This is a genomic window from Dyadobacter frigoris, from assembly GCF_005280585.1.
GTDB classification, from domain to species: Bacteria; Bacteroidota; Bacteroidia; order Cytophagales; family Spirosomataceae; genus Dyadobacter; species Dyadobacter frigoris.
Map to the genome: position 1 here is coordinate 656436 of NZ_SZVO01000002.1, position 15076 is coordinate 671511.

Sequence of the window (15076 nt, forward strand, 5' to 3'; positions counted from 1 at the left end):
ATATAATATTTACATCGGTTGCTGACACCTTCTGATGGTTATTGACTTTGATTAGAAATCATGATTGAACTTCCAGTGATACCTTCCGAACGCAAAAAACGCCCGGATTGGCTAAGAGTAAAACTTCCGGCAGGACCTGAATTTCGCAAGGTTCGCCAGTTGGTTGACAATTATAAATTACATACAATTTGTGAGAGCGGTAGCTGCCCGAATATGGGTGAATGCTGGGGAGCTGGTACTGCTACTTTTATGATTTTGGGAAATGTTTGTACGCGTAGTTGTAGTTTTTGTGCCGTAGCGACAGGCCGCCCTAATGAATATGATGCAGATGAGCCGCGCCGTGTGGCAGAAGCAATTAAACTGATGGGGGTAAAACATGCCGTTATTACTTCTGTAAACCGGGATGAGCTGAAAGACCGTGGTGCTGAAATCTGGTATCAAACGGTACGTCAGGTGAAAGAAAATACGCCGGAAACGACTATTGAAACTTTGATCCCTGATGTTAAAAATAACTGGGATGCGCTGATCCACATGATTGAAGCAGGACAGGAAGTCGTTTCTCACAATATGGAAACGGTTGAACGTTTGTATCGTTCAGTAAGGCCGCAGGCGAAATACCAACGCAGTCTGGAACAAATTAAAAGGACTAAGGAATTTGGTCAGCGTACAAAATCTGGTATAATGCTTGGTTTGGGAGAAACGCAGGATGAAGTGCACAAAGCGATAGATGATCTTGTTGCTCATGGACTAGACATTTTGACTTTGGGACAATATTTACAGCCAACCAAAATGCATCATGAAGTGATTGAATGGATTACTCCTGCGATGTTTGACAATTACAGAGAAGAAGGCTTAAAACGTGGATTAAAATATGTTGAATCAGGCCCGTTGGTACGTTCAAGCTACCATGCTGAACGTCATGTGAATGTGCCTATTTAATTTTTAGTTTAGTATAGAAATAATGAAGCCTGATTTCGCCCGACGCGAAATCAGGCTTCATTATTTGATAACGTTTCAAAACTATATTCTTAAAATTTGTTTAATATGGACAACTTATCGATTTTTCCATGCGTAATATTTGGTTAATGTCTTAAAAAAATTCAATTTTGTTGCTCAAATCGGAGTACGGTTATTATCATTATAAATTAAAGAATTACATAAAACCTAGTACATACTATGCCATATCTATTTACCTCGGAGTCCGTATCTGAAGGACATCCCGATAAAGTAGCTGACCAGATTTCAGATGCACTGATTGATAATTTTTTAGCCTGGGATACAAACAGTAAAGTTGCCTGTGAAACTTTGGTTACAACAGGACAAGTAGTATTGGCAGGAGAAGTAAAAACGAATACTTACCTTGATGTACAAAAAATCACCCGTGAAGTAATCCGCAGAATTGGATATACAAAAAGTGAGTACATGTTTGAAGCGAACTCATGCGGAATATTATCAGCGATCCATGATCAGAGTGCTGATATTAACCAGGGTATTGATCGTGCTGTTGCAACGGAATCTTTTGAAGAAAAAGCAAATGCACAAGGAGCAGGTGACCAGGGAATGATGTTCGGTTATGCAACACGTGAAACTGACAACTATATGCCTCTTGCTTTGGATCTTGCGCATAAGATTCTTCAGGAAATGTCATATATCCGCAACAACGAGCCTGAACTGATTCCATACCTTCGTCCTGATGCAAAATCTCAGGTAACGATTGAATACAGTGATGAAAACGTTCCATTGCGTATTGATACTATTGTTGTTTCAACACAACATGATGATTTTGATGAAGAAGCGACAATGCTTGCTAAAATCAAAAAAGACATTATTACGATTGTAATTCCTCGTGTTAAAGCAAAATTGACCGAGTCATTGCAAAAACTATTCACTGATCATATTACTTTCCATATCAACCCGACAGGAAAATTTGTAATTGGTGGACCGCATGGTGATACCGGTCTTACTGGCCGTAAAATTATTGTGGATACCTACGGCGGGAAAGGTGCTCACGGTGGTGGTGCTTTCTCTGGAAAGGATCCTTCCAAAGTTGACCGTTCTGCGGCATACGCAACACGCCATATTGCAAAAAACATGGTAGCCGCCGGACTTTGCGACGAAGTACTTGTTCAGGTTTCTTACGCGATCGGTGTTGCTCAGCCATGTGGTTTGTACATCAATACTTATGGAACTTCGAAAGTTGCTGGTCATGACGGAGAAATCGCTTCGAAAATTGAAAAGATCTTTGATTTGCGTCCTTATGCAATCGAGCAACGTTTGAAACTTCGTAACCCGATTTATTCAGAAACTGCTGCGTATGGTCATATGGGTCGTAAAAACGAAATCGTTAAAAAGACTTTCAGAAGCGCTAATGGAGAAGAAAAAGAAGTTGAGGTTGAACTGTTTACGTGGGAAAAACTTGACTTTGTAGATCAAATCAAAGAAGCTTTTGCTCTTTAAGCAAAACGTTATTTATATAGAAAAAGGCCGGCAACTCTGTCGGCCTTTTTTGCTTTCAAAAGTTCAATCTCCATGTTACTTTACTATTAATTATCTGAATTATTTAGAACAATTCTCCTGAATGCAGATTAATTGCGTATTTTTGACTAATAATCAGACCTTCCATTCGTTGTTGTAGAGCCGGATAAAAATTATTCTTCTTTATGGCTTGACCAATTAACCCTTTATGCAGCATCAGAAAATCAAATTTGTTAACAAAGAAAAATCCACTTTCTTTCCCACACTAAGACAAAGAGTTGATCTTTATTTTTCTGAAAACGAGCTGTCCAAAACAGGAGGTAACAAAATAATTTATAAGGCTTTTTTTATGCTGAGCCTGTATGTTATTCCTTATATATTAATTCTTTCCGGTTCTTTCAATGACCTTACCATGTTGGGTTTATCCGTCATTATGGGCGTAGGAATAGCTGGCGTGGGCATGTCCGTGATGCATGATGCCATTCATGGTTCTTTAGCAACTTCTAATATTCTGAATAAGATCTTTGGCGGCTCCATTTATCTTTTGGGAGGAAATGCCTACAATTGGGAAGTTCAGCACAACAGGCTTCACCATACATATACCAATATACACGAGGTTGACGAAGATATTACAGGAAAATTTCTGCTGCGCTTATCCTATCAGGAAAAACAAAAATATATCCATCGCTTCCAGCACATTTATGCTTTCTTCCTATATAGTTTGATGACAATTTCATTTTTATGGAAAGATTTCAAAGAAATTTCATTGTTCAATGAAATGTCAAAATCGGGGATGACAAAACCTTATCCAAGAAAGGAATTGATTCGTTTGGTTGTAAGTAAAATGGCTTATGTTCTCTTCATTTGTGTACTTCCGCTCGCTTTTACTTCTATCACTTTTGGTGAATGGGCAATCGGTTTTATGGCTATGCATTGTACGGCAGGACTTATTTTGAGTACTGTTTTTCAAATGGCTCACGTCGTTGAAGGAACGGATCAGCCAATTCCGGATAATGCCGGAAGTATTGAAAATGCCTGGGCGGTTCATCAGTTACAAACTACTTCAAATTTTGCCGGTAAAAACAGATTTCTTTCCTGGTATATTGGCGGGCTGGACTACCAAATTGAGCATCATTTATTTCCTTCTATATCGCACATTCACTATCACGCTCTCTCTCCGATTGTACGCGAGACAGCTAAGGAATTTGGATTGGATTATAATGCAAAATCTGATTTTATTAATGCACTTGGATCACACGTCAGGATGCTGAGACAGATGGGGACCAGGACTTCCGGCTTTGAATTGGTTTAGTATTTGATAATTAGTAACTTTAAGTATTGTTCCATTAAAACATACTTTTATGGCTCATTCACAAAAACTTTCTGATATCCAATTACACCTGCTTCGATTTTTTAGCGAACGTGACGTTTCAAATGAAGAAACGATAGAAATCCAACGTATGATTGCCCGATTCTATGCTGAAAAAGCTGACAAGCTTATGGATGGAATTTGGGAACAAAAAGGATTTAGTGAAGAGAAAATGCTTGGTATCCTTAATCCAACACCTTCTTCAGACTCTCTTAATTCATGAGAGTAGTCTTAGATACAAATTGTCTCCTCGTAGTTGTCCCCAAAAAATCATCTTTCCGTTGGATTTATGACGCTCTTTTAGCAGGCGAACTAGAATGGGTGGTTACAACCGAAATACTAGCCGAATACGAGGAGTTATTAGCTCGTTTCTACTCCGCGGATTATGCAGACCTAATTCTTAAAGTTCTTGTTAACCTTCCGAATGTTATCAAAATAAATCCTATTTCTTTCAATTGGCTATTAATTGACAGAGATCCTGATGATAACAAATTCGTAGATGCATATGTTGCTTCCAATGCAGACGTAATCATTACGAATGATCATCATTTCAAAATCCTAAAGTCGATACCTTTTCCTGCTGTAAATTGCATAAAGTTAGTCGACTTTAAGTTTTAATCTCACCTACACATGTGCCTGCTCATCAATTTCGCTTTCCCTGGCAATCTTTTCTATCATTTTCATTTTGTCAAAATCCTTCTCTCTTGAAAGGAAAGTATACATTGCTGGAATCACGTAAAGTGTCAGAACCAGTGAGAAAAGTAAACCACCCATAATCACAATCCCCATAGACATCCGGCTCCTACCAGCGGAACCAAGTGCCATAGCAATGGGTAATGCCCCCAGAATTGTCGCTAAACTCGTCATTAAAATAGGTCGAAAACGAAGCGTTGCTGCTTCCAAAGCCGCCTCTTTAATACCAAGTCCGGTTTCTCTTAACTGATTTGCAAATTCAACGATCAGAATACCATTTTTGGTTACCAATCCAATCAGCATAATCATACCGATCTGGCTGAAAATGTTTAGCGTTTGATTGAAATACCAAAGAGAGAATACCGCGCCGCCGATCGCCAACGGTACAGTGATCATGATAATAAACGGATCGATAAAGCTTTCAAACTGTGCTGCCAAAATAAAGTAGATCAATACCAGAGCAAGGAAAAACGAGAACATCGTATTTGAAGAACTTTCCGCATAATCCCGTGAAGAACCACTTAGTGAAGTTTGAATCGCTTCATCTTTTAGTTTATCGCGAATCCTGTCCATCGCAGCAATCCCGTCTCCAATGGTTTTGCCCGGAGCTAAGGAAGCCTGAACAGTCGCGCTCATATAACGGTTAAAATGGAAAAGTTGCGGCGGACTGCTTTCTTCTACGGTTTTTACAATGTTATCAAGCTGGATCAAACTTCCGTTACTACTTCTCACAAACATACTTTTCAAATCCAGCGGTTCATCGCGGTTCGCCCTATCGTACTGGCCTATAACCTGATACTGGCGACCATTCATTGTGAAATAACCAAAACGCTGGCCAGCAAAAGCAAACTGCATCGTTTGTGCCACATCCTGAACGGAGATTCCTAATGATTTTGCTTTTTCCCGATCTATCACAATTTGCAATTCCGGCTTACTGAATTTCAGGTTGACATCTGTAATAGCGAAAGTCGGGTCGTTCGAAGCCTCTTCCATAAATTTGGGAAGATATTCGCGCAGTTTTTCAAAATCAGGCGCCTGTATTACATATTGTACAGGAAGTCCGCCTTTTGAATCCACCGCAATGGTTTGCTGCTGAACGATGAAGGATTTGGCATCCGGATAACGTTTCAATTGTTTGGTGATATAATCTGCTATTTCCTGCTGTGTTTCCTTACGTTGCATTCTATCCGTAAGTGCAATTCTTCCGCTGCCGGTATTGGCAGCTCCTAAGCCTGAATTTCCGGGTGAAGTAATCAGCATCAAACCTTTTCTTCCAGGCATTGAATCCATCAGCATCTGTCCAATATTTTGAACATAATTATCGGTAAATTCAAAAGAAGATCCCTCTGGAGCTGTAACCTGCAAACGGAACCAGTTCCGGTCGTCCAAAGGTGCTAATTCTGATTTCAGATCTTTTCCAAAAAACCAGATCATTCCCAAAGTCAAACAAATCAGCGGGATAGCAACCCATCTCACCTTCAAAAATGAGTTTAAGGCTTGCCCATAATTGTTTGTCAAACTTTCAAAGAAAGGCTCGGTCTTTTCATAAAACCAGCTCTTCTTATGTGTTTTTCGTACCAGATAAGCATTAAGCATCGGTGTCAGCGTCAGCGAAACAAAAGCAGAAATAAGTACCGCAGCCGAAATCACAATCCCGAATTCCCGGAAAAGCTTCCCGACAAATCCCTGCATAAAAATCACAGGAAGGAATACCGCAGCCAGTGTTATCGAGGTAGAAAGTACAGCAAAAATAATTTCGTTAGAACCCTTAATCGCCGCTTCAATCGGCGGCATGCCCTCCTCTATCTTCTTAAAAATATTCTCAGTGACGACAATCCCATCATCCACAACCAAACCCGTTGCCAAAACAATCGCAAGTAACGTTAATACATTGATCGAAAATCCCATGATATACATCACGAAAAAAGTACCGATCAGGGAAACCGGAATATCAATTAAAGGCCGGAATGCGATAAGCCAGTCGCGGAAAAACAGATAAATAATGATTACTACAAGTACTATCGCGATCAGTAAAGTTTCTCCAACTTCTTCTATTGAACGCTCTACAAAAATGGTATTGTCAATCAGCGTACCCAGTTCGTAATCTTTTGGAAGTTCCTTTTTAATCTCGATCAGCCGCTTGTTTACTTCTTCTGAAATATTGATGTAGTTTGCACCCGGCATCGGAGAAATCGCCAGACCGATCATCGGTACATTATCCAGCCGCAAAATAGTTTCCTCATTTTCCGGACCAAGTTGCGCGTAACCAATATCTTTTAAATGGATTGTTTGCGTCGTTGTATTTTTAACGATCATTTCGTTAAAGTCATCTTCCGTTTTAAAACGACCCACTGTTTTTACCGTCAATTCGGTATTATCACCAGCCAGTTTCCCGCTTGGCAATTCTATATTTTCTTTATCCAAAGCAGATTTTACATCCTGCGTTGTCACACCTAATGAAGCCATTTTCACCGGATCCATCCAGATCCGCATCGCATATTTTTTCTGACCAAATATCCGGATCTCACTCACACCTTCAATCGTTTGAAGACGTTGGGCAATTACGTTTTCAGCATAATCACTCACCTCCAGATGCGAACGGGTACTGCTTTTAAACGTAAGTACGATAATCGGTTCCGAGTTTGCATCAGCTTTCGCAACAACAGGTGGCCCGTCAATATCCAGCGGCAAAGTCCGTGATGCAGAACCCACTTTATCGCGAACATCATTCGCGGCACGTTCCATATCCACACCAATGTCAAACTCAACGGTGATCTGGCTCGTGCCCTGGCTGCTGGTAGAATTAATCGATTTTATCCCTTCAATACTATTCAGCTGTTTTTCCAGCGGTTCCGTAATCTGGGATTCAATGATATCGGCATTTGCACCGGTATAACTTGTCCGGATAGAAACCACCGGCGGGTCAATAGACGGAAATTCCCTCATACCCAAAAACTTATACCCGAGAAAACCAAATAAAATGATGAGAAGGTTCATCACAATGGCTAAAACCGGCCGCTTGATGGAGAGCGTTGAAATACTCATAGAAAATAAATATTAGGAGCGGCTGATACCGCAGTAAGTCTTAAAATGCCGAAAATCAATTTACCTTAACCAGAGAATTTGGCTTAATGGCCATAATACCCGAAGTAATCAGGGAATCGCCCTGCTGCAATCCATCCAGAACCTGGATTTTCTTTTCCGTCCGTAACCCCGTCGTCACCATCGCTTCCGTAGCTTTTCCATTTTTCACAATAAAAACCTTTTTCCCTTTCAAAACCGGCACAATGGCTTCCGTCGGAATCATTACCGCTTTGTGATTGGCGGCCAGCGCTGCTTTCACTTTGACAAACATACCCGGAACAAATTTTCCGGATGGATTTTCCGCAATGGCACGGATACGCAGCGTTCTAAGATTTTCATCCACTTTTGGTTCCAGCGCAATAACTTTTGCCGAATAGTTGAAAACATCACCATCAAGATTAAATGTAATTGCGCTGCCGACATGAATATTGGAAGTGTATTTTTCGGGAACCGTAAAATCAATCTTGATCGGATTGCTTTGAATCATGGTAACGATGGACGTACCCGGGGCCATATATGCACCTTCACTAATGTTTTTCAATCCGATCCTGCCGCTGAAAGGAGCGCGAATTTCTGTTTTTTCAAGCTGAGACTCAATGACTTCCTTTTCAGCATCGAGAACTCTGATATTATTGGAAGTGACGTCATATTCTTCCAGATTGATGGCTTCAACTTTCAAAAGTTTTTGCTGGCGAAGTTCTATTTTACGGGCAAGATCCTGATTGAACTCCACTTTTTGCAATTGTGCTTTAAGCTCGCGATCATTTATTTTAGCGATCAATTGCCCTTTTGTAACATACGAACCTTCCTTTATATTCAGTTTGACAAGACGACCTGAAATTTCCGCCATCAGATTTACTTCTTCATTTGGCAATACAGTTCCTGATGCGAATATTTGATTGTCGATCGTTTCCATGCCAACCACATAAACATTCACTGGAATCGCCCCTGATCCGGCCGATTTCCCTTCCCCTTTTCCCCCACTTCCCGAACCACCGGATTTTTCACTTTCAGACTTTGGAAAAACATAAATTTTCCCAAGAACAAGGACGATAATAATAGTACCGATTAAAATTACTGTACGCATAGAGGATAAAACTAAATTCTGTGCAATTTGTATATATAAAAATTATATTTCCGTAAAATAGCAATTTAAAGATACTTCATATTGCACAAAGGGACAATGGCTTACTTTTTTACTTTCTCAACAGATTAATATATGTGACCGTTATTTATTAAAAATGATTTCTTTCAGATAAATACTGTTAAAACTGATTTTACTTTTCATTACATTTCATAGGATACCGAATTGTAACGAAAATCGTTGAAGAAGAAATTATCAAATTCATCACACAAATTATGAAATTTTCAACCTCCCCTCTCTTATTCAGTTTTATCATTTTTTTATGTTTTTTCAATAAAAACGTCAGAAGTCAAAATCTGAATAAAATGTACGAAGCTCAGTGGAAAAGTGTGAAGAACTATGCCGACAAGGGTTTGTCTCAATCCGCTTTGACAGAAGTAAAAAAAATATATCAGCTTGCAAAAAAAGAAAATCAGGAAGCCCAGGTCATCAAGGCTGTGATTTATATGATTGACCTGCAAAGTCAGAATCAGGAAAACGCAGAGATTAATTCCATAACAGAACTGGAAAAAGAAATTAATACCAATAAAGAACCTGCAAAATCAATATTGACTAGTTTGCTGGCAAAAAAGTATTATCAATATTATCAGCAAATACGCTGGCAGCTTTATGACCGGACGGCTACCAAAGAATTCATAAAAGAGGATATCAGTACCTGGACGACGGACGATTTTCATGAAAAGATATCAACCTTATATCTGCATTCCATTAGTCAGGAAAAATTATTAAAACAAACTTCACTCGAAGGTTACAATGTCATTATTACCAAAGGAAACGTCCGAAAATTACGCCCGACTTTATACGATTTATTAGCGCAGGAAGCTTTGGTATATTTTTCTTCGGACGAAAGAAATATTAAAAAACCGGCTTATTCTTTCGAAATAAACAGCGCTTCGGCATATGATCCCGCAACAGATTTTATTTACAGGAAATTTGAAACAAAGGATACCACGTCACTGGAATTTTATGCATTGAAATTGTATCAAAAGTTAATTGCTTTCCATGTCAATGACAAAACCGCTGATGCACTCATCGATATAGATTTGCAGCGTTTGCAATATGTAAAGCAAAAATCTGTACATCCGGATAGTGACGAATTGTATTTCATGTCGGTTAATCATGTGGCGAATCAGTACCAAAATACGCCAGCGGCTGCACAGGCGTGGTATTTAATCGCTGAATGGCATAACAAAAAAAGTGATTATTATAACGCAAATAAGGACACAACGAATCGCTTTGAAAAAGTAAAAGCAGTAGAAATTTGCGAGAAGATCATCAAACAAAATCCGAAAACGGAAGGTGGGGTTAATGCTTATAATTTATTGCAAACGATTCAGCATAAAAGTCTTCAATACATGACCGAGACGGTAACCATTCCCGGAAAACCATTTCTTGTGCGCCTGGAATATAAAAATACCACAAAACTTTACCTCCGGATTATTAGTGCTACGGATGAAATCCGGGTTAAAATGCAAAAAGGACTTACTCCTGAAAACTTGCATGCCTTAAATCTCGCTTCGCCCATCCGAACCTGGGAACAAAACTTGCCCGATACAAAAGATTATCAGGAGCATAGTCTTGAAATCAAGGTTGACGCTTTGCCTATCGGTGAATATTTTCTAATAGCAGCAGACAATCCTGATTTTGAAAATCCAAAAACCATTATTGGTACCCGATTATTTTATGTGTCTAATATAAGTTACGTACAAAAGGGTGACAACTTTTTTGTCCTGAACCGTGAAACTGGGCAGCCACTTTCCCAAGCCAAAGTCCGAATTTGGGAGACTCGCTACGATCGTTCTATTGACGGTTATTTAAAGTTGAATAGTACTTTATTCTTAACCGACTTCTATGGTTATTTTACTAGAAAAAAGAATATTGAACCCGATAATCTTGTTACAGAATTACTGGAAATAACGTACGAAAAAGATAAACTTTTCCAACAATCTCAGGCTTACACTTATTACCGCCGGCCGAATTTCAATGCCCCGATTAAACGACAGACATACCTTTTTACAGACCGCAGTATTTACCGCCCCGGACAAGTAATTTATTACAAGGGAATTGTTTCAAAAGGTGATTCACTTCTGAGCCGGTTGGATAAAGATTCTGACATCCCGGTTGTTTTAAAAAATACAAATGGAGAAGAAATTGAAAAAATAATTGCGCATGTCAATGATTACGGTAGTTTTTCAGGAAAATTCCAATTACCTCAGAATTCGTTAAACGGAGAATTTTTCATTTATGTTGACGACCGTATGAATTTGTCTATTCATGTAGAAGAATACAAGAGGCCGAAATTCTCTGTCGCTTACGATACCCTTAAAGCTACATATCAATTAAACGATTCCATTCAGATAGCTGGAACTGCGATTGCCTATGCAGGAAATGCCATTGACGGGGCCAAAGTTTCGTACCGGGTTGTTAGAAACGCCAGATTTATTTATCCATGGTTATCCAAACGCTGGTTTGAGCCAGCACAACCCATGGAAATTTCTCACAGGGAATCCAAAACGGATCAGTCAGGGAAATTTCTAATTTTCTTTCATGCCATTCCGGATTTGAAAATAAATAAAAAATCGGAGCCGGTTTTTGACTATACTATTTATGCAGATATTACAGATAACAATGGTGAGACTAGAAGTGGTGAAACGACAGTTTCTGTGGGTTATAAGTCGATCATGTTAACAACGGATGTTCCGGAAAAAATTCAGGCAGACAGTTTAAAAAATCTCGCTATTCAAATTGAAAATATGAATGGTGAGTTTAGCACATCTGATGTAAAAGTAAAAATCACCCGACTTAAACCTGAAACACGTCTACTTAAAAAACGATTGTGGCAACGTCCGGACTTATTTATTATGCCAAAAACAGAATTCATTTCACTTTTCCCAAATGATGAATATGACAATGAATCTGATCAGGAAAGCTGGCCGGAAGAAAATGTAGCTTTTGAAAAAACGGAAAAACTGGTTAAGGACAAACCTTTCGAACTTTCCGAAACCAAATTCCTACCTGGTTTTTACAAAATTGAAATTAGCACCGTCGATAAATCCGGTGAACAAGTGAAGGATTTAAAATATATTGAGTTAACAGATCCTGATAAGAATAAAATCAATCGCGCGGAATATTTGTCAACAAAAAGTAGCAAATCCATTGAGCCTGGGGAAAAGACGACGATTGAAATTGGCACCTCAGCAGAAAATATTTTTGTAATCAGCAGTTCCAACCGGAATGAAAATAAAGCCAAAACATTTACATTTTTTCCATTAAATGATGAAAAACGAATTTTAGATTTCTCGGCTACCGAAAGTGACCGTGGCGGTTATGGTGTTGATTTTCTATTTATAAAACACAACAGAATTTATTCTTTCAGCGACGTTATACAGGTGCCCTGGACTAATAAAGATCTAAAAATTGAATACGTTTCTTTCCGGGACAATACCTTACCGGGCAGTCAGGAAAAATGGAAGGTAAAACTTTCAGGTTTTAAAAAGGAAAAGGTTGCAGCCGAAATGCTGGCCAGTATGTATGACGCTTCGCTTGATCAGTTTTATCCACACAAATGGAATAAACCTGCTATTTGGAAGATGTTTGCCGGTTTACAACCATGGAACAGTTATCAAAATTTCTCATTTGAAAGTGCGAATGTGAAGTATGATTATTCTACCTCCGGTAAAACACTGGATAAGAGATACGACGCTTTTATGTGGGAAAGTTTCTACAACAGAGTAAATTTTCTGAGCAAAGGTTCAAGAGTGGAGAGGAAGGAAGCGGTAGTTGCTGATAAAATAATGGTGGGAGGACGTTCAGTAAATCAGGCACCTATGTTGGGTTACGGTCGTCAAATGAAAGGCAGCGTAGCTCCTATGCAGGCAGCACCTGACCAGGCATCGGAAAATGAAAAAACCAAACTTGAGATTAATAACATTCGTAAAAATTTCAATGAAACCGCTTTTTTCTTCCCGGATTTACTTACTGACGAAAAAGGAGAAATTGAATTTTCATTCACCATGCCGGAAGCACTGACACGCTGGAAATTTCAGGCACTGGCGCATACAAAAGAACTGGCTTTGGGATACAGCTCAAAGGAAATTGTAACCCAGAAAGATCTGATGGTTCAACCAAATGCACCACGTTTTTTGCGGGAAGGAGATAAAATTTCTTTCAGTTCAAAAGTTGTAAATCTTTCGGAGAAAGAACTTAGCGGAACGATTACCTTCCAATTATTTGATACAGAAACGAATAAATCAGTCGATGATATTTTTAAGAATACTTCGCTTACACAATCGTTTATTTTAAAAGGTAAAGAAAGTAAAACATTACAATTCCAGATTGAAGTACCCGAAAATTTCACCAAAACATTGACATGGCGGATCATCGCAAAATCTGGCGCTTACTCAGATGGTGAAGAAAACTTTTTGCCGGTTCTTAGCAATAGGATTTTAGTTATAGAAACACTTCCATTATCGATCAGAGGAAATGTAAGTAAGGATTACAAATTTGAAAAACTGATTAATTCAGGAAATTCCAAAACATTAACCAACCAATCGCTTACTGCTGAGTTTACAATAAATCCGGCGTGGTATGCAGTGCAGGCATTACCATATCTTGCGGAAAGCCGTTTTGATTGTGCGGAACAGATCTGGAACCGGTATTATGCAAATGCACTTGCGGCGAATATTGTCAGTTTGTCGCCACCTATTTCCAAAGTTTTTGAAACCTGGCGGACAGAAGATACAACGACGCTGCTTAGCAATCTGCAAAAAAACCGGGAGTTGAAATCCATTTTATTGGAAGAAACACCCTGGGTGCTGTCAGCGAAAACGGAGAGTCAGCAAAAGAAAAATATTGCTTTGTTATTTGACTTGAACAAGATCAGCAATGAGCTGCAATCCAATTTTGCAAAACTTGAACAAATGCAAAATACCAATGGTGCTTTCAGCTGGTTTAAAGGTGGACCAGATGATCGGTATATGACGCAGTATATTTTGTCGGGGATGGGTCATCTGAGAAAAGTAAATACCCAGAATAAAAAACCAGATGAAAAGATGGAAAGGCTGATACGTAAAAGCATTCAGTTTCTTGATCAAAAAATAAAAGAAGATTACGATTTACTGGTAAAAGAGAAAGCTGATTTAAACAAAGTTTCGGCTAGCCCAAGCGCTATTCAATACCTGTACATGCGCAGCTTTTTTCCTGAAATTGAAATACCAAAAACATCTCAAAAAGCCTGGAATTATTTCCGCGAACGGGCAAAATTTTCCTGGCTGGCACAATCCAAATATATCCAGGGACTTACGGCTCTGGCACTTTACAGAACCAATGAAAAAGAAATTCCGAAAGCCATTTTAAAATCGTTAAAAGAAACAGCGATCACGAATGAAGAAACAGGAATGTACTGGAAAAGTAATCAGCAAGGCTGGTGGTGGTACGAGGCTCCTATCGAAAGACAAGCGTTGTTAATTGAAGCTTTTCAGGAAATAACCAACGACACCAAAACTGTAAATGACTTAAAAACCTGGTTGTTGAAAAACAAACAAACCAATAATTGGGAAAGTACCAAAGCAACTGCGGAAGCCTGTTATGCGTTGCTTTTACAAGGATCTGACATTTTAAACCAAGAATCTTCGGTTACTTTAAATCTGGGAGAATTGAGTTTGAAATCATCCGATCAGAAACAAGAAGCGGGAACAGGATATTTCAAGACGATTATTGACGGAGCAAAAGTGAAACCTGAAATGGGAAATGTGAAAGTTGATATGAACACAAATTCGTCATCCAACCTTCCCGGCTGGGGCGCCGTTTACTGGCAATATTTTGAAAATATTGATAAAGTAACATCCGCAGAAACTTCGTTGAAATTGTCTAAAAAGCTTTTCATAGAAAAAAACTCGGATAAAGGTCCGGTGCTTACGCTCGTGAAAGATGGCGACAAACTTCATGTTGGAGATAAAATAAACGTGCGCATCGAACTTCGAGCCGATCGTGACATGGAATATGTTCACATGAAAGATCTGCGTGCTGCTGCTTTTGAACCCGTAAATGTGCTAAGCGGCTATCAATGGCAGGGAGGATTGGGCTATTATCAAAGCACAAGAGATGCCAGCACCGATTTCTTTTTTGATCATTTAAGAAGAGGAACTTACGTTTTTGAGTACCCGCTTTTTGTGACACACGACGGGAATTTTGCCAATGGAATTACAAATATTGAATGTATGTATGCCCCGGGATTTTCAGGACATAGTGAAGGGATACGGGTTGGGGTTGGGCGGTAAAATCTAACTGTAATACCTTGATAAACTGACATT

At 39.1% G+C, this 15076-nt stretch carries 8 protein-coding genes; 6 read left to right on the plus strand and 2 right to left on the minus strand.

Annotated elements, in window-relative coordinates; genetic code table 11:
- Window positions 1-60 precede the first annotated feature (60 nt).
- From lipA to FDK13_RS06440, 5 genes are all read left to right on the plus strand, one after another.
- A complete protein-coding gene (gene lipA, locus FDK13_RS06420) occupies window positions 61-939 on the plus strand; it encodes a lipoyl synthase (RefSeq protein WP_137339154.1) in 879 nt (292 codons plus the stop codon).
- A gap of 237 nt (window positions 940-1176) precedes the next feature.
- Window positions 1177-2457: a methionine adenosyltransferase gene (metK, locus tag FDK13_RS06425; RefSeq protein ID WP_137339155.1), complete on the plus strand. Its 1281-nt coding sequence runs from the start codon at window positions 1177-1179 to the stop codon at window positions 2455-2457.
- A 226-nt stretch (window positions 2458-2683) separates the two neighbouring features.
- The gene (locus tag FDK13_RS06430; RefSeq protein WP_137339156.1) at window positions 2684-3787 is read left to right on the plus strand and encodes a fatty acid desaturase family protein; all 1104 of its coding nucleotides are present in this window, start codon (window positions 2684-2686) and stop codon (window positions 3785-3787) included.
- 49 nt (window positions 3788-3836) lie between these two features.
- Window positions 3837-4067, plus strand: coding sequence for a DUF8507 family protein (locus FDK13_RS06435; protein ID WP_137339157.1), 231 nt, complete (start codon window positions 3837-3839; stop codon window positions 4065-4067).
- Window positions 4064-4462, plus strand: a complete 399-nt coding sequence (locus FDK13_RS06440) for a putative toxin-antitoxin system toxin component, PIN family (RefSeq protein WP_137339158.1) — start codon at window positions 4064-4066, stop codon at window positions 4460-4462. The genes FDK13_RS06435 and FDK13_RS06440 overlap by 4 nt, the downstream gene beginning before the upstream one ends.
- Before the next feature lie 6 nt (window positions 4463-4468).
- Here FDK13_RS06440 and FDK13_RS06445 read toward each other — a convergent pair whose 3' ends face one another.
- Window positions 4469-7582, minus strand: a complete 3114-nt coding sequence (locus FDK13_RS06445; RefSeq protein ID WP_137339159.1) for an efflux RND transporter permease subunit — start codon at window positions 7580-7582, stop codon at window positions 4469-4471.
- Window positions 7583-7637: 55 nt separating this feature from the next.
- Window positions 7638-8708, minus strand: coding sequence for an efflux RND transporter periplasmic adaptor subunit (locus tag FDK13_RS06450; RefSeq protein WP_137339160.1), 1071 nt, complete (start codon window positions 8706-8708; stop codon window positions 7638-7640).
- Window positions 8709-9070: 362 nt separating this feature from the next.
- Here FDK13_RS06450 and FDK13_RS06455 point away from each other — a divergent pair, with 362 nt between their 5' ends.
- Window positions 9071-15043, plus strand: coding sequence for an alpha-2-macroglobulin family protein (locus FDK13_RS06455; protein ID WP_170982727.1), 5973 nt, complete (start codon window positions 9071-9073; stop codon window positions 15041-15043).
- Window positions 15044-15076 lie beyond the last annotated feature (33 nt).